Genomic DNA, 16169 nt, shown 5'->3' on the forward strand with positions numbered 1-16169 from the left:
CTATGCTCGTTTGAAACCCTCGCCCAACACCTCAGAAGCATCCGTAACAATGATAAATGCAGTAGGATCAATGGTTTGAACCAGTTGTTTCAATTTTGTGAACTCCGTCTGGTCCACCACACACATGAGGACTGGGCGTTCATGGTCAGTATAACCACCGTATGCTGATAGTTTTGTCACACCTCGGTCAATTTTATTCAAAATTCCTTCACGAACTTCATTTTGTTTTTCAGTAATGATTAAAGCCATCTTTGTCCGGCTGAATCCAAGCTGTATGAGATCGATTGTTTTGCTTGTTACATATAAAGCAATTAAGGCATACAGCCCCTGCTCTATGTCGAAAATAACCGCAGCCGACAGTACGATCAATCCATCGATTATCGCAACACAGGTTCCAAGAGACAAACCTGTATACTTGTTAATAATCTGTGCTGCAAGGTCTGTCCCTCCTGTTGATGCTTTACCCCGGAAAACGATGCCTAAACCCAGGCCAACGCCAATTCCGCCAAACAGAGAAGCCAGCAGCGGATCTGATGTCCATGGCTCATATTCTTTTGTAAGGAAAACAACTAAGGGCAGAAAGATTGTTCCTGCCAGCGTTTTTGCCCCAAATTGCTTGCCGAGCAAAAGTACGCCTGCAATAAAAAGCGGTATATTAAATGCCCACTGCACGTATGCGGGCTCCCAGCCAGCAACCGCATCCAGGATCGTACTGATCCCGCTCACCCCTCCTGATGCAATTCGATTGGGCAGCAAAAACACGTTAAATGCAATGGCGACAATTCCAGATCCTATTAAAACATATATGTACTCCAGCAATCTCTCCGCTTTTTTACTATAAGTATATCCTCTTCTATTCTTGCCCATTTCTTCTCCCTCCGGTGTCCCCGATCTATACAGAATTAAGTCATATTCCATTTTTACCGTCAGTGAGTATAGCATGGAGTCTTGAGCCTGTAAATGCCATTAAACTGCCGTATTAAAAGACTGTAGTTCCCTACCTCTGCCTTTCATTATGTTGTGACAAAAACAGTCAATTTATCATGCCGATTTTTGTATTAAATGTTTATAAGCTTTGTTCCGGGGTCCATTTGTACTGCTTTCTCAGCAGCATGAAATTCAGCGGCATGTGGTATAATGTCGAAAAGGAGGTGAGAAAAACGGAGAAGATTCTTAATGAAATTTTAAGTACCTTAAAGGAACATTCAAAGAGATTTGATTCGGTTGATCAGAGGTTTGATTCCATTGATCTAAAGTTTGATTCGGTTGATCAGAAGTTTGATTCCATTGATCAGAGATTTGATTCGGTTGATCAGAAGTTTGATTCCATTGATCAGAGATTTGATTCGGCTGATCAGAAGTTTGATTCCATTGATCAGAGATTTGATTCGGTTGATCAGAAGTTTGATTCCATTGATCAGAGATTTGATTCGGCTGATCAGAAGTTCGATTCCATTGATCAGAGATTTGATTCCATTGATCATGATATTTCTGATGTTAATAGCAGGCTTGGGAACGTTGAAAACAGTATAGATACTGTTGATAATAAGCTGGGAATTGTTGGAAATGGCATTGAAAGACTTTCTGAACAGATTGAGAGCAATGCCACAGAATTCAGAAGTCATTTTAAGCATATTGAAACGAAGTTAGAACAGCATGAAGAGACTTTTAACGTCATCTCTGACGCAATAAAAGGCACAAAAATTGATATCGTTCACCTCAGTGAAAAGAGCGGGGTTCAAGAAATGGAAATAAACCAGCTCAAAAAGCGCATCCACTCCTAGAGCACTCCCCATTCACCGGCTAGCTCAGTTATAATTCCATAAAAAAACAAGCCTATGCCGGTTATGCCAGCATAGGCTATTTTACGCATTAATCCTGAGGCAAAATCAATTTCGAACGCAAATATGCGTTAATAAACATATCCAGGTCACCGTCCATAACTCCCTGGACGTTGCCGACTTCAGTGTTGGTGCGGTGGTCTTTTACCATGGAATACGGATGGAAGACATAGGAGCGGATCTGGCTTCCCCAGCCGATGTCTTTTTGCTCACCGCGGATTTCAGCCAATTCTGCTTCCTGCTCTTCGATTTTCTTTTGATAAAGCTTAGCTTGCAGCATTTTCATGGCACGTTCGCGGTTTTTGATCTGGGAACGCTCTGTCTGGCAGGTTACCACGACATTGGTCGGCAAGTGAGTGATACGGACAGCAGAGTCAGTCGTATTGATATGCTGACCGCCTGCGCCGCTTGCACGGTATGTGTCGATTTTCAGATCTTCGGTACGGATGTCGATTTCAATTTCATCATTGAATTCCGGCATCACTTCACAGGAAACGAATGAAGTATGGCGGCGTCCTGATGAATCAAATGGCGAGATCCTTACCAGACGGTGTACACCTTTTTCCGCCTTTAGGTAGCCGTATGCGTTATGGCCCTTAATGCTAAGGGTAACACTCTTGATGCCCGCTTCATCTCCTGGCAGGTAATCAAGTGTTTCAACTTTGAAGCCTTTCTTCTCTGCCCAGCGTGTATACATACGAAGCAGCATGCTGCCCCAGTCCTGTGACTCGGTTCCGCCTGCACCCGGATGCAGTTCAAGAATGGCATTGTTCTTGTCGTATTCCTCGCTTAAAAGAAGCTGAAGCTCGAAATCGTTCAGACGCTTAACCAAGTCCTTGAGTTCTTCCTCAAGATCTGCCTGCAATTCTGCGTCGCTCTCTTCTTTTACTAGCTCGTAAGTTAATTCCAGATTCTCAAACGTTTCGTATAAATCGTGGAATTCAACTACCTGTTCTTTCAGTGAGTTTGATTCGCTGATAACGACCTGTGCCGCCTGCTGGTCATCCCAAAATCCAGGCTGCAGCATGACATCATCAAGCTCAGCGATGCGCGCCTCTTTGTTTTCTAAGTCAAAGAGACCCCCTAAAGTCCGCTAAAATCTTAGCTGTTTTTTCAAGTTCATTGCGAATATCTGCTAATTCCATTTCCGTCACCTCAAAAATTATTTTTTTCATATTATAGCTTGATTATCTGTAAAAACATGTTTCCTATTAGGTTTATCTCAATTTTCTCCAAGAGAGAAGCCGGCAAAGCTGTTGCCGGCTCAATTGTTTATTTTAAGTGATAAATAAACTTTTAACGTCGATAATTGTCTAGCTCCAGCTCCTACCCCCTCGAGGTCACAAGCCAATCCTCCCAAAAAGGCAAAGAACGCCTTTCCGGGAAGCTCGTCTTGTGCTTGGGGCCCCCAGGATGGGGGTCATGCAGACGTTGCCACAGGACGTGGCGTTCTTAGTCTGCGTTCCTTCGAGGGCAAGGCGCTTCCGCTTTTCTTATTCTGCACCACAGCAGTTTTTATATTTCTTGCCGCTGCCGCAGATGCATGGGTCGTTGCGTCCAACGTCCATCTGCTTGACGACAGGCTTTTTCTTAACCTTTTCACCGTCTTCTTTCGGGTTGACGGCCTGGCCTTTGGCCACTTCCTGGCGCTCGAGGTTGTTGCGGATTTCGGCTTTCATGATGTACTTCGCAACATCTTCTTCGATGGAAGCGATCATGTTTTCAAACATTGCAAAGCCTTCTCCCTGGTACTCGCGCAGCGGATCTGTCTGGCCATACGCACGCAGGTGGATTCCCTGACGAAGCTGATCCATTGCGTCAATGTGATCCATCCATTTGGAGTCAACCGCACGAAGCACGATGACTTTCTCAAATTCACGCATTTGCTCAGGGCTAAGCATTTCCTCTTTTTCATTGTAGCGTTCTTTAACCTTGGCAAAAATGGTTTCGGCAATTTCCTCCGTATCCTTGCCGCGGATATCATTTACGGTTAGGTCGCCTTCATTTAGAAGGTTTCCATTTACGTAGTCAATGATGCCCTGCAGGTTCCAGTTTTCCTCGTCTTCATGTCCAGGTGCATACCCTTCCACATTACGCTGGATGCTGGTCATGATCATCTTTTCAACAATTTCTCTCAAGTTCTCAGACTCCAGAACTTCATTACGCTGACCGTAAAGAATCTCACGCTGCTGACGGAGAACATCGTCGTAAGAAAGAAGCTGCTTACGGGCATCAAAGTTGTTGCCCTCAACGCGTTTTTGCGCAGATTCAACGGCTCTTGAAACCATTTTACTCTGGATTGGCTGAGTGTCATCCATTCCAAGGCGCTCCATCATCGATTTCATATTGTCAGAACCGAAGCGGCGCATCAATTCATCTTCCATGGAAAGATAGAATTGCGTGACACCAGGGTCTCCCTGACGTCCGGAACGTCCCCGGAGCTGGTTATCGATACGTCTGCTTTCATGGCGTTCTGTACCAATAACGCATAGGCCGCCAAGTTCCTTCACACCTTCTCCGAGCTTGATATCCGTACCGCGCCCTGCCATGTTAGTCGCGATTGTCACGGCACCCGGCTTACCTGCGTCCGCGATGATTTCTGCTTCACGGCCGTGGTTTTTCGCATTTAGGACGTTATGCGGAACACCTTTTTTGGTCAGGTATTTAGAAATGATTTCAGATGTTTCGATAGCCACTGTACCGACAAGCACAGGCTGTCCTTTTTTGTGGCGATCAGCGATATCTTCCACAACCGCACGGAATTTCCCATCCATTGTTGCATAAATTAAATCCGGACGGTCATCACGGGCGATCGGGCGGTTTGTCGGAATCACAATAACGTTCATATTATAGATATTGCGGAATTCCTCTTCTTCCGTTTTCGCCGTACCAGTCATACCGGCAAGCTTTTCATACATACGGAAGTAGTTCTGGAATGTGATCGTTGCAAGTGTCATGCTTTCGTTCTGGATTTCCAGGCCTTCCTTAGCTTCGATAGCCTGGTGAAGTCCATCACTGTAGCGGCGGCCCTTCATCAGACGGCCGGTAAATTGGTCAACAATAACGATTTCGCCTTCCTGAACAACGTAATCGACATCCAGATGCATGCTGGAATGTGCTTTTAATGCCTGTGTAATATGGTGGTTAAGTGCAACATGAGAGATGTCGAAAAGGTTATCGATTCCAAAAGCCTTCTCTGCTTTGGTCATCCCCTCTTCTGTCAGCTGCACCCCTTTTGTTTTTTCATCATATGTGAAGTCTTCATCTTTTTTCAGGCGGCTGACAAAGGCATTAGCCTGGATATAAAGCTGAGTGGACTTTTGAGCTGAGCCTGAAATGATCAGCGGTGTACGAGCTTCATCAATGAGGATGGAGTCCACTTCATCGATTACGGCATAGTGCAGCGGACGCTGAACCTTCTGCTCTTTGTAGAGAACCATGTTATCGCGAAGGTAATCGAATCCAAGCTCGTTGTTTGTGCTGTATGTGATATCCGCAGCATATGCTGCCTGCTTTTCTTCTTTGGATAGCCCATTTAAGTTCAAGCCGACAGTCAGTCCAAGAAATTCGTAAAGCTGGCCCATTTCAGTGGCATCACGGCTCGCAAGGTATTCGTTGACCGTTACAACGTGAACGCCTTTGCCGGTTAAGGCATTGAGGTAAACCGGCATAGTTGCAGTCAGCGTTTTACCTTCACCTGTTTTCATCTCAGAAATATTTCCGTCATGAAGGGAAATCCCCCCCATTAACTGAACCGGATAAGGATATAGGCCAAGAACGCGCTTTGCTGCTTCGCGGACAACTGCAAAAGCTTCAGTCAGCATATCATCGACTGTCTCGCCCTTTTGGTAGCGGGCTTTGAATTCTTCCGTTTTCTCGCGCAGCTGCTCGTCCGATAATTTTTCCATATCAGATGCAAGTGCATCAATTTGTTCTGCCATTTTGGTGAGGCGTTTTAATTCGCGTTTATTTTGATCAAACACTTTATTTAAAATCCCAAGCATAAAAACGCTCCTTTATGTTGGATATGACAGCACAAGTGCCTTGTTGATGACTCAAGGCCCGGAACTATGCATATCTAATTTCAAAGTCTATTTAAGCATAGGTAGTTAAAGATTCGCTCTTTCCCGGCGGAATCCTCCCATGAAAATTCACATTATTTTTTATTAATATTACCACTTTGGGAGGGGGGTGACAACTTATGCCGCATGCGCGCTATTCCAGATCTTTAATTTGCTGATAGTTGGGTTTCGGTAAATACACTCTTCTCTTTTTTGAATACTGCCTATATATCCGCTTTATCGGTCAGTCCGCGCCTGATCCACATTACGCAAAAAAAAGAGAGCAAAAATGCTCTCCCAGTTTGTAGACAAAAAGAGTTCGGAATAGTCTCATTCCGAACTCTTTTTTTGATTTTTTGTAGGACTTCAAGTAATTACAGAGAATTGCAGACCTCTCCGAGGTTATCATTTAGGCCATTTCTGGACCTTGCCAAGTCCAGTTGGCCATTTTCTTCAAATTCATGGCAGCGAAAGTAAGCATCGCCTGCATCGACATTTTTTTAAGTCCCCTGAGGGTTGTCCAACGCATGCCATGCTTTTCTTTTGCATCTGCGAATACTCGTTCAATTGTTTCTTTGCGTTTTTCATAGATCGGTTTGACGTCTTGATGGTGGCGAAGATGATCTGCTTCTTCCACATGTTCCTCCCACACATGACGTTGAATCATTTTTTGATGTGCTTGACTCTGTGTGCATTGAGACAAGAAAGGGCATCCAGCACAAATTCGAGGATCTGATTTATATTGACGATACCCTTCCTTTGTAGTTGTAGTATATTTTAATATCTCACCAGTTGGGCAAATGTAACAGTCAAAATGCTCATCATAAGCATACTCATGTTTTCTGAAGAAACCCTCTTTTGTGCGAGGTCGTGTGTAAGGTAAAGCAGGTGTGATGTCGTTTTTCAATAAGTAGCTCGTGATAGCAGGTGTTTTATAGGCTGCGTCTGCCGCAACAGCTTTTGGTTTACTAACTTTCTCAATGACTTGTTCTACCAATGGCTCTAAAATATGACTATCATGCGTGTTACCAGGGGTTACAATTGCGCCTAACACGAAGCCGTTGCGGTCTGCGGCCGCATGGAAAGAATAAGCGAACTGTTTTGTACGCTCATCTTTTACATAGTAGCCACTCTCTGGATCTGTTGTACTTTCCTTGATTTCTTTGTATTCTTCTTTATCAAACTTATCTGGTGGAATCGGCTTTTTTCCATGATCCTCGCGGTCTTGGTTAATCTCCTCTTGAAGGCGTTCTTGATAAGCACGGGTTTCTTTTCGAACAACTTTCTTTTCAAATTTGCGTTTATTTGCACTCGCTTTTACATGAGTAGAATCTACAAAAACGTGTTCAGCACTAATTAAATTCTTTTCAGCTGCGGTTTTTAAGATTCGGTAAAATATTTGTTCAAAGAGATCGCTGTCTTTAAATCGGCGCTCATAATTTTTACCGAAAGTTGAGAAGTGAGGAACTTTATCGTGAAAGCCATATCCTAAAAACCATCGATAAGCCATATTCGTTTTCAATTCTTCAATTGTTTGACGCATGGAGCGAATACCGAAGGTATATTGAATAAATGTGAGTTTAATTAATATTACAGGGTCAATACTTGGGCGGCCTTTTTCTGAATACTTATCTTTTACCAAGTCATAGATGAATGAGAAATTAATCGCCGCTTCAATTTTGCGGACCAAATGGTCCGCCGGTACAAGTTCGTCTAAAGCAACCATTTTAATTTGATCCCGTTGAATTGGATTATGTTTTGAAAGCATTTAAATCACCTCAAGCATTGTATTACTTCTATTTTAAAATAAAAAAGACTGCAGACAAGCACGATTTTCATCGAGTTTGTCGACAGCCTGAGAGAGCAAAAATGCTCTCCTTTTTATGAATTCGACGATTCAATCAGTTCAATAATGGTTTTCTCAACTGCATCATAAATTTCACCATAATAAGCAGAGACACGGTTCGCATTGATTCCGTATTTCTCTCCGAATTCCTTCTGAGTGAGATTTTCCTTAGTTGGCGCTATCGTGCTCACAAGGTATCGAAGACCCGCAACATAGTTGTCAGGCTTTTTGACCTGTTTGCCCGTTTTCGTCAGATACTCCATCCAGAGTGAAATCCCCATACCGATCAGCCATGGTTCTTCGCCGGCTTCTGTCATGTCGTCCCGGAACATGTTGGCAACCTGCTCTGCACCCTTGGATGGCCAGTCGAAATTGTCCATAGATGGAACTGCCAATGATTTTGGTATGTCATTCATGAGGTCAATGAAGTATTCAGCCAGGTATTCTTCAGGATCATCGTATTTTGCATCTTCGAAGGAATACTGAATATAGTCTGCAAACTTTGCAGCATTTTCTCCTGGCAGGTCGAAAATCGCCGGAAACGCTACATATTCTTCTCCATAAGGAAGAAGCATGGCAAAGGCAAAGTTTCCTTCATGAACGTCCATATCACCAAATAGGGAGATATTGTAAACCTTCCCGGTCAGGCAATCTTTAATGGCTGCTTTATCTTCAGTCACCTCGGTCAGTATCCCAGCTGCCGCTTTGCTGTCTCCCCACGATTTTAGAATGTTTTTTAAGCGCGGGCGAGCAACGGCCGGTAATTTTGCATGAATGAACTCATCCATAATGGAGTCCATATCTTCCAGCGTTCCAAATAGAATGTACCAGAAAGAGTGTACAAATTCATAAAACTCTTTTTCCTCTGGTTCAATGTCTTCAAGGATATCCAGAAGATCCATGAAATCTTCTTTCATGTCATCTGCAAAATGAGTAAGCGCATAGGCCCTTACTTCCTTTTGAAGCTCAAGAACTTCGTGATTCAAAACATCCTTAATTGATACAGCATCTTTGCTGCCGCAGCACTTTTTATATTTTTTTCCGCTCCCGCATGGACACGGTTCGTTTCTGCTTACTTTTACTGTTGACATCTTCTAAATCTCTCCTACAAAATTCGTTTAACTCTACTATCCTAACATTTATCAGCAGTTTAGGCATTAATCAAGCGGATTTAAACATTTGGCAGGTTAAGGAAGCCGGGATTGCGTGCTTTTTTGCATGGATTAATCTGATTTCGGTCAATACATCAGTCTTATCGGTCAGTTCACGTCCTAACAGCTTTCCATCATGCCAAAATAAAAACAAAAAACGGTGAGTCCACCAAACTCACCGTTTTCGTTCATTTTATTTTTTTGCCGATTATGCTAAGAAAATCCCCCCATAAACAAGCGCTCCTGCAATGACAAAAGCGGGATGCACTTTTAGTTTTTCCAAAAGGAAAAAACTAAGCAGCCCAATGAAAAGCGTCTGCCATATCCCAATTCCATCATAGGATGAAAATAGGAAATCATATGTCATAACGCCCAGCAGAACAGCGATAATCGGCCGAATATAATTGGTCATCCGTTTAACACGGGGGGATTCTTTATACCTCATCAGCAGCCCAAGCAGAGCGAGCATTAAGATCATGGAAGGTGCTACTGTTGCAAATACACCAATTATAGATCCAAGAACCCCTCCCTGCTCATAGCCAATATAGCCTGCCATTTTTGTTGCAATCGGACCTGGCAGGGCATTGCCCATTGCCAGCATTTCACTGAATTCATTCGTTGTCATCCATTCATAATTATCTACCACTTCATGTTCAATCAAGGGAATGGATGAAGGTCCTCCGCCGTATCCAAGGATCCCGGGGATGAAAAATGCCAGGAAAATCTGCACATATATCATGCGGGATTCCTCTCCTTTTTAGCTTCATTTTTTTCTGCAGCATCCTTTTTCAGAAGGGCAGTCACGAGTGCAATAAATATAATAATTCCAGGATGAATATTCACAAATTCGATAAGAACCAGGCTGGCCGCTACAAAAAGAAATGTCCAAGCCCAGCCGAGTGATGACTTTGTAGACTTTTTAATAAAATCCCAAGTTAAAGTAGCAAGCATAACAGCAACAACGGGAACGACCGCCTTCGTCATGCCGGCAACCCATGGCTGATCCTTTAAGTTATTTAATGCCGTTAAAAGAACAATCATAAGGATGATGGTTGGAACCATTGTAGCTATCAGTGCGTTCAGCATTCCCAGAAACCCGCCTACCCGATAGCCGATATATCCCGCCATTTTTGTATTAATAGGTCCAGGCAGCGCATTGGCGAGGGCTAATATATCTCCAAACTCGTCTGAATCCATAAATTTAAAGGTATCCACAACCTCTTTATGGACCAGCGGAATGGCAGAAGGCCCGCCGCCAAAACCCAAAATGCCGGACCGAAAAAACGCAATGAAAATCTCCTTTTGTTTCATGTGTTCACATCCTCTTCACCAATTGCAGAGACAAGCCATGCCCCTTTTCATCTTGCATCCGAAAAAGCAGATGAAGGAGCGGCCATTTTTTTCCGCTCCCCAGTATCTTTTATATGGTTATTTTACTCTAATATGCGTGCTGCTTTCCTCAATTTTTATTACCAGGCGGCAATCGATCCGTCTGTTCGGGCTTCCGTTCCGCCCATGAGCACGCCTGTTTTTGGATCACGCCAGATAATCTGGCCGCGTCCGAATCCGCCTGTATCAACGGTTACCTCGATTTGATGGCCTTTGCGCACCAAAGCCTGGGCAATATGATTAGGGAAGTGCGGTTCAACCTGAACCTTTTTCCCTTCAATCCACTGCCATCTTGGCGCATCAAGGGCTGCCTGCGGATTCAAGTGGAAATCCACTGTATTCATGACCACCTGCATATGCCCCTGCGGCTGCATATAGCCTCCCATCACACCGAACGGCCCAACCGCTTCGCAGTCTTTTGTCAGGAATCCAGGGATTATCGTGTGGTACGTTTTCTTGCCGGGCTTCAGTGCATTATGGTGCTCCGGATCAAGAGAGAAATCGTGTCCGCGATTCTGAAGGGCAATTCCCGTTCCAGGAACGACAAGACCGGATCCAAAGCCCATATAATTGCTTTGGATGAAGGAAACCATATTGCCTTCGCTGTCTGCTGTCGCCAGATAAACAGTACCTCCACTTTGCGGCTGGTAAGGCTCAGGTGTCAGAGCTTCGCCGGCAATCTCACTGCGGCGCGATTCACCGTATTCTTCTGAGAGCAGTTCTTCAACTGTCACTTTCATTTCCGCAGGATCTGTAATAAATGCCTTGCCGTCTGTAAAAGCTAACTTCATCGCTTCAATTTGTTTGTGATATGTATCCACCGTGTCTTTATCGCGGAATTCAAACCCTTTTGCTATATTTAAACCCAAGAGAGCGACGAGACCCTGGCCGTTCGGAGGGATTTCCCAGACATCATATCCGCGGTAATGAACTTTGATGGGATCAACCCATTCCGCCTTGTAATCTTCGAGGTCTTCCTTGGATAGGAATGCATTGTATTTTTTTGAAAAAGCATCGATTTTTTCAGCAATTCCCCCGCGGTAAAAGCTTTCGCCATCTGTTTCACCAATGGCTCTTAAAGTGGCTGCATGCCCTTCAGAGCGCCAGATCTCTCCAATTTCAGGAGCCCTTCCATCTGGAGCAAAGGTTTCAAACCAATGCTGGAATTGGTCATCCGTCAGAATCTGTTTAAACCTATTATAAGCATACTGCCAGTACTTGCCGAGTATCGGTGTTAACGGATAGCCTTTTTCAGCATAATCAATTGCGGGCTGGAGGACATCTTTTAACGGAAGCCTGCCGAAACGCCTGGAAAGCTCAGCCCACGCGGATGGAGCACCAGGCACCGTAACCGGCATCCAGCCGTGCGTCGGCATTTTTTCGATGCCTCTTTCCTTTAATGCTTCTATGGAAATGGACTTTGGAGCAGGGCCGCTTGCATTTAATCCATGCAGTTTCCCTTTTATCCAGACTAGTGCAAATGCATCGCCGCCGATTCCGTTTGATGTCGGTTCAACCACGGTAAGAGCAGCCGCTGTTGCAATTGCTGCATCTATGGCATTTCCGCCTTTTTTCATCATATCTAATCCAGCCTGTGCAGCAAGCGGCTGGGAAGTAGCCACCATGCCGTTATTCGCCATGACGGTCGTTCGCTGTGATGTGTATGGGTGGCTGTGGAAATCAAAGTTCATGGAGTTCACCTCTGTATTAAAGTGTTAAAATAATTAATTCTGATTATATCAAATTATATAAATATTATGTTAGTATTTATTTCGGAAAACTAAATTAATGATGAAATATTGACAAAGTCCGGGGTATACAATATGATTTAGCTATAAATTGAATAGTTTCTCCTAAAGGGGAGTAGCTTTTACAGCAGAGTCGTCATTACGGAGCAAATGCTCTCGGCTTTGTTGGCAATCTAAACAATTGTTAGCAAGACCTTTACCAAATTCGGTAGAGGTCTTTATTTATGGGCCTTTACCACCGCGGTAAAGGCCCTTTTTATATACAGGCCCGCACCGCCACACGTTTTACTTTATAAAATGGAGGAATAGGTAGAAGGAAAATTTCTTGAAACTTTATCATGAGTAGCACGTAAAGAAGGAAACAGCAAAACTGTGGTGTGAGCGAGCAGCTCCCCCTAAAAAATTAGAGGAGAGATCTTTGTTGATTTTACGAAAATACATGTCAATGCTTGGAATAGGCTCTGCAAAAATTGATCTGCAGCTGCCAAAGCTTCAATATACGCCAGGGGAAAATGTGAGCGGAATCTTCCTGATTGAAGGAGGAACCATTGATCAGCAGATTAAGCGGATTGAGTGTGACCTGGTCATGGCGTCGCCTGAAGAAGAGAAGGAGGAAGTGATCGGGACATCGACCATTCTATCCACCAAGGTCATTGAATCAGAAGAAACCAACAAAATGGACTTTAACTTCCAGCTTCCTGAAGACATTCCCTGTTCTGCACCAGACCGGATTTTTCAATTTAAAACAAGACTGATTTTTAACGAAGGCGTCAAAAGCGCCGACTTGGATAAAATCACAATTATTCGATAACCAATCCTAAGGAGGAAGAAACGAGTGTAACATATCCCCTCTTAACCAATAGAAATTTATAAAAAGAGGAGATTCATACCTAATTGAACACTTTGCAAAAGTGGCTAATTTTATTTACGTTTTGAAGCATACTTGAAACAAGCTATCTATCAGCTGCCACACTTGAGGTGAAAAACCCGCCGCGCATTCAGGTGTCAGTTCCCATTCAGCGAATGAACTAGAAAAAGGTGAACTAAATGAAGTTTCTCAAACGCATCAAATTTGTATTAAAATTTTGGAAGTTCCTGCCCTTCTTAAAGGATTACTTTCTATCACCGGAAGTAACGGCCGGTAAAAAGCTTTTCCCTGTTGCGGCCGGACTTCTTTATATCCTTCTGCCGCTCGATCTTGTACCCGACTTCCTGTCGATCTTCGGCTTTACGGACGATATTGTGATTACATCGTTTGTTCTTCAGCAAATGGTGAAAATGGCACCGGAATCATTGAAGCGAAAATATAAGGTCCTGGAGGAATGATGTTGAAGCCTGTGAATGCAGGCTTTTTTATTTTGCCATTTTTTCGAGTCAGGGTCTGACTTCAGACTTAAGACCTCCGCCTTTCTGCCGATAATAGGTAAGGCGAAATACAACAACATGGAGGTCTACCTTGAAAAAACTACTACCTATTCTGCTTCTATTCAGTCTACTTCTGGCAGCCTGCTCTGCCTCTGAACAAAGCACAAACCAAAATAAAGAATATAAAATTGGCATTCTCCTATCTGATACAGGCCTGGGGGATGAGTCTTTCAACGACTCTGCCTTCCGGGGACTTGAGAAAGCGCGTGATGAGCTGGGCATTCTTTTTGATTATAAAGAAGCCCCCGACGGAAATTTTGAAAAGCCTCTTGAAGAGCTTGTCAAAGAAAATAATGACCTTGTCATCGGGCTGGGCTTTTCCGCACAGGAAGCACTCGAAAAGACGGCAAAGAAATATCCCCAGCAGCAGTTTTTGCTGATTGATGCCGTTTCCGAGCTTGATAATGTGGTCTCACTTACGTTTAAGGAGCATGAAGGCAGCTTCCTTGTCGGGATGCTCGCTGCCATGACAAGCAAAACAGACAAGCTGGGATTTATCGGCGGTGTTGATGTACCTGTCATCCATCATTTTGAAAATGGATTCATTCAAGGCGCCAAGCACTTCAATCCGAAAATAGAAATTTTAACAGAATATACCGGAACCTTTGGGGATGCGGCTCTCGGTGAAAAAGTCGCCGAGAAGCAAATTGAAGCAGGTGCTGATTTTATCTACCCTGCTGCCGGATTCACCGGTTTTGGCGCACTGAAAAAAGCCGAAGAAAAAGGCGTGCTTGCCGGCGGGGTCGATTCCGACCAGTATTTTGTTGCGGAAAAAGCCGTTGCCGCATCAATGGTCAAAAACATCGATATTGCTGTTTTTAACTTGACGAAAGAATTGACGGAAAACGGAAAAATCGAAGCTTCATCCTATGTATGGGGACTGGCAGAAAACGGTGTCGGTCTATCTGAAATCCGTGTCATTTCCTTAACAGAGGAGCAGAAAGCGGCATTGAAAAAAGCAACTGAAGACATAATCAATGGAAAAATCACAGTAACAGCTGAATAAAGGAGCATCCAAGATGACATTACGAAACCGCCTTATTTTTGTCACGCTGATCCCACTTGTGCTATCAGTCAGCATGATAGGCTTTATCATATACCAAACGTTACACATTCAAAGCTCCGCTAAAGATGATGTGGACCTTTTACTGAAAGTGAAGGACCTGGAGCAAAGCCTTGTTGTGACAAGCCAGTCGCTTGCCAATTATACCTATAATTCCAGTGATGCCAACAAAGACGAGGCACTAACCATGATGACAGAAGTCCAGGAAAGCCTGGCTGCCCTCTCTTCGGTTGCCTCAGTTCCCGGGCATAAAAAAATTATCGGCAGCATTGAAGGAAAATATGCAGAGCTGTCGGATGTATCCACCGAAGCCTTTGAAAAAGGAAACAAAGCGGAAATCAAGCGCCAGAGTATAAGAATATCCGGTATTTTAAATGATATGCACCTTTTAAAGAAGCGCACAAATGAATGGTATGAAGGCATTCTTCAGGAAACCAGCCAGAAAATCGCCTTTATCACGAATTCCTCCCTAATAGGAAGCGTGCTGCTGATCTTGTTATCAGCTATTTTCTCATGGATGGCTGCGAGAAAGATTACAAAACCAATTAATGCGATCGTGGAAAAAGCAGAGAAAATTTCTGAGGGAGACTTAACAGCAGACCTATCGCAGCTTACTTTTAAAGAGAACAGCCGATATGAAGTGGATAAACTAACGGAAGCTTTCTCAAAAATGGTTGTGAATCTAAAAGGAACCGTGCAATCCATTGAAGAAGTCAGCCAAAATGTAAAAGGATTTGCCGAAGATGTGGCTTCTTATATGACCAGCTTAAACGAAAGCAGCAGCCAGGTGGCCGTTTCAACAGATGAGCTGGCGAGAGGAAGTCAGGCCATCTCTGAAGACGTCCAGGCGACTGCTGAGTTAATGAGCGTAATGGGGGAGCAATTTTCAGCGGTCCATCATTCCAGCGAGCAAAGTGCCACACAAAGCACACAAGCATTGGAATCTGTTGATCAAGGCAGAGTGTCTTTAGAAAAACAAATGAAACTTGCTGAAGAGATCTCCAGTTCTTCGAACCATATTAGAAGTTCAGTCAGTGAATTTGCCCAGTTCACCAAAGAAATTGAAGGGGCAGCCAACACGGTTAAAGATATTGCGGATCAAACCAATCTGCTGGCATTAAACGCGGCCATCGAAGCTGCCCGTGCCGGTGAAGCCGGTAAAGGATTTGCGGTTGTGGCAGAAGAAGTACGGAAGCTTGCTGATTCTTCATCCAAAGCAACAGAATTGATTGCGTCAATGGTCAGCAATATCCAAAATGGGATCAGCAATATATACACAGCTACTGAACAGGGACATGCACTTTCAAAAGAACAATCCCAATCGATGAGCGAGACAGAACAGGTTTTTGAAACCATTTCCGGGCATGTGTCCGGCATTCACAGTCATCTGGAAAGATTGGTTGAAGATATGAAAACCTCCAGTGATATGAGTCAGCAGGTCATTAGCGCTGTGGAAAACATTTCAGCGGTAACCGAGGAAACGGCTGCTGGGACTGAGGAAATCTCAGCTTCTACGGAGGAACAGCTTCGCGCGTTTGAGCAGGTTATGGTGAAAGCGGAGCAGCTGAAGGAAATGACTGGTGTGATGGAAAGGGAATTGGAGAAGTTTACGGTTTAGGCGGATTTTTGGAAGTGTCGTTTTACT

General features: G+C 43.9%; 13 protein-coding genes. 5 read left to right on the top strand and 8 right to left on the bottom strand.

Features of this window, described 5'->3' with window-relative positions; all coding sequences use genetic code 11:
- Positions 1-867, bottom strand: coding sequence for a YitT family protein (locus A361_RS24615; RefSeq protein ID WP_019383352.1), 867 nt, complete (start codon positions 865-867; stop codon positions 1-3).
- 245 nt (positions 868-1112) lie between these two features.
- Here A361_RS24615 and A361_RS24620 point away from each other — a divergent pair, with 245 nt between their 5' ends.
- Positions 1113-1784, top strand: coding sequence for a tropomyosin (locus A361_RS24620; RefSeq protein WP_162272019.1), 672 nt, complete (start codon positions 1113-1115; stop codon positions 1782-1784).
- Positions 1785-1872: 88 nt separating this feature from the next.
- Here the strand turns inward: A361_RS24620 and prfB are convergent.
- The 7 genes from prfB to A361_RS24660 form a co-directional block, all read right to left on the bottom strand.
- Positions 1873-2986, bottom strand: a protein-coding gene (gene prfB / locus A361_RS24625) for a peptide chain release factor 2 (protein WP_099049186.1) whose coding sequence is annotated in 2 segments (ribosomal slippage) — positions 1873-2913 and positions 2915-2986 — 1113 coding nt in all. Because the reading frame shifts where the segments join, the coding sequence is not laid out codon by codon here.
- A gap of 348 nt (positions 2987-3334) precedes the next feature.
- Positions 3335-5845: a preprotein translocase subunit SecA gene (gene secA, locus A361_RS24635; RefSeq protein WP_019382744.1), complete on the bottom strand. Its 2511-nt coding sequence runs from the start codon at positions 5843-5845 to the stop codon at positions 3335-3337.
- 466 nt (positions 5846-6311) lie between these two features.
- Positions 6312-7670, bottom strand: a complete 1359-nt coding sequence (locus A361_RS24640; protein WP_064328227.1) for an IS1182 family transposase — start codon at positions 7668-7670, stop codon at positions 6312-6314.
- Positions 7671-7783: 113 nt separating this feature from the next.
- Positions 7784-8839, bottom strand: a complete 1056-nt coding sequence (locus A361_RS24645) for a YecA family protein (protein ID WP_009331950.1) — start codon at positions 8837-8839, stop codon at positions 7784-7786.
- Positions 8840-9107: 268 nt separating this feature from the next.
- A complete protein-coding gene (locus A361_RS24650; RefSeq protein WP_009331952.1) occupies positions 9108-9638 on the bottom strand; it encodes a chromate transporter in 531 nt (176 codons plus the stop codon).
- Positions 9635-10210: a chromate transporter gene (locus tag A361_RS24655; RefSeq protein ID WP_019380010.1), complete on the bottom strand. Its 576-nt coding sequence runs from the start codon at positions 10208-10210 to the stop codon at positions 9635-9637. Before A361_RS24655 ends, A361_RS24650 begins: the two co-directional genes overlap by 4 nt.
- A gap of 158 nt (positions 10211-10368) precedes the next feature.
- Positions 10369-11979 (bottom strand): gamma-glutamyltransferase family protein, encoded by a 1611-nt coding sequence (locus A361_RS24660; protein WP_019380011.1) that lies wholly within the window; start codon positions 11977-11979, stop codon positions 10369-10371.
- Positions 11980-12457: 478 nt separating this feature from the next.
- On the opposite strand from A361_RS24660, the gene A361_RS24665 reads away from it, so the two are divergent.
- The 4 genes from A361_RS24665 to A361_RS24680 all read left to right on the top strand — a co-directional run bounded on the left by A361_RS24665 (position 12458) and on the right by A361_RS24680 (position 16142).
- The gene (locus tag A361_RS24665) at positions 12458-12847 is read left to right on the top strand and encodes a sporulation protein (protein WP_009331955.1); all 390 of its coding nucleotides are present in this window, start codon (positions 12458-12460) and stop codon (positions 12845-12847) included.
- A gap of 236 nt (positions 12848-13083) precedes the next feature.
- On the top strand, positions 13084-13362 hold the full coding sequence (locus A361_RS24670) for a YkvA family protein (RefSeq protein ID WP_009331956.1): 279 nt from the start codon (positions 13084-13086) through the stop codon (positions 13360-13362).
- Positions 13363-13492: 130 nt separating this feature from the next.
- Positions 13493-14467, top strand: a complete 975-nt coding sequence (locus A361_RS24675) for a BMP family lipoprotein (RefSeq protein ID WP_019380012.1) — start codon at positions 13493-13495, stop codon at positions 14465-14467.
- 13 nt (positions 14468-14480) lie between these two features.
- Positions 14481-16142: a methyl-accepting chemotaxis protein gene (locus A361_RS24680; RefSeq protein WP_019380013.1), complete on the top strand. Its 1662-nt coding sequence runs from the start codon at positions 14481-14483 to the stop codon at positions 16140-16142.
- Positions 16143-16169: the final 27 nt, after the last annotated feature.

Origin of the sequence: Cytobacillus oceanisediminis 2691, assembly GCF_000294775.2 — a bacterium.
Classification (GTDB): Bacteria; Bacillota; Bacilli; order Bacillales; family Cytobacillaceae; genus Cytobacillus; species Cytobacillus pseudoceanisediminis.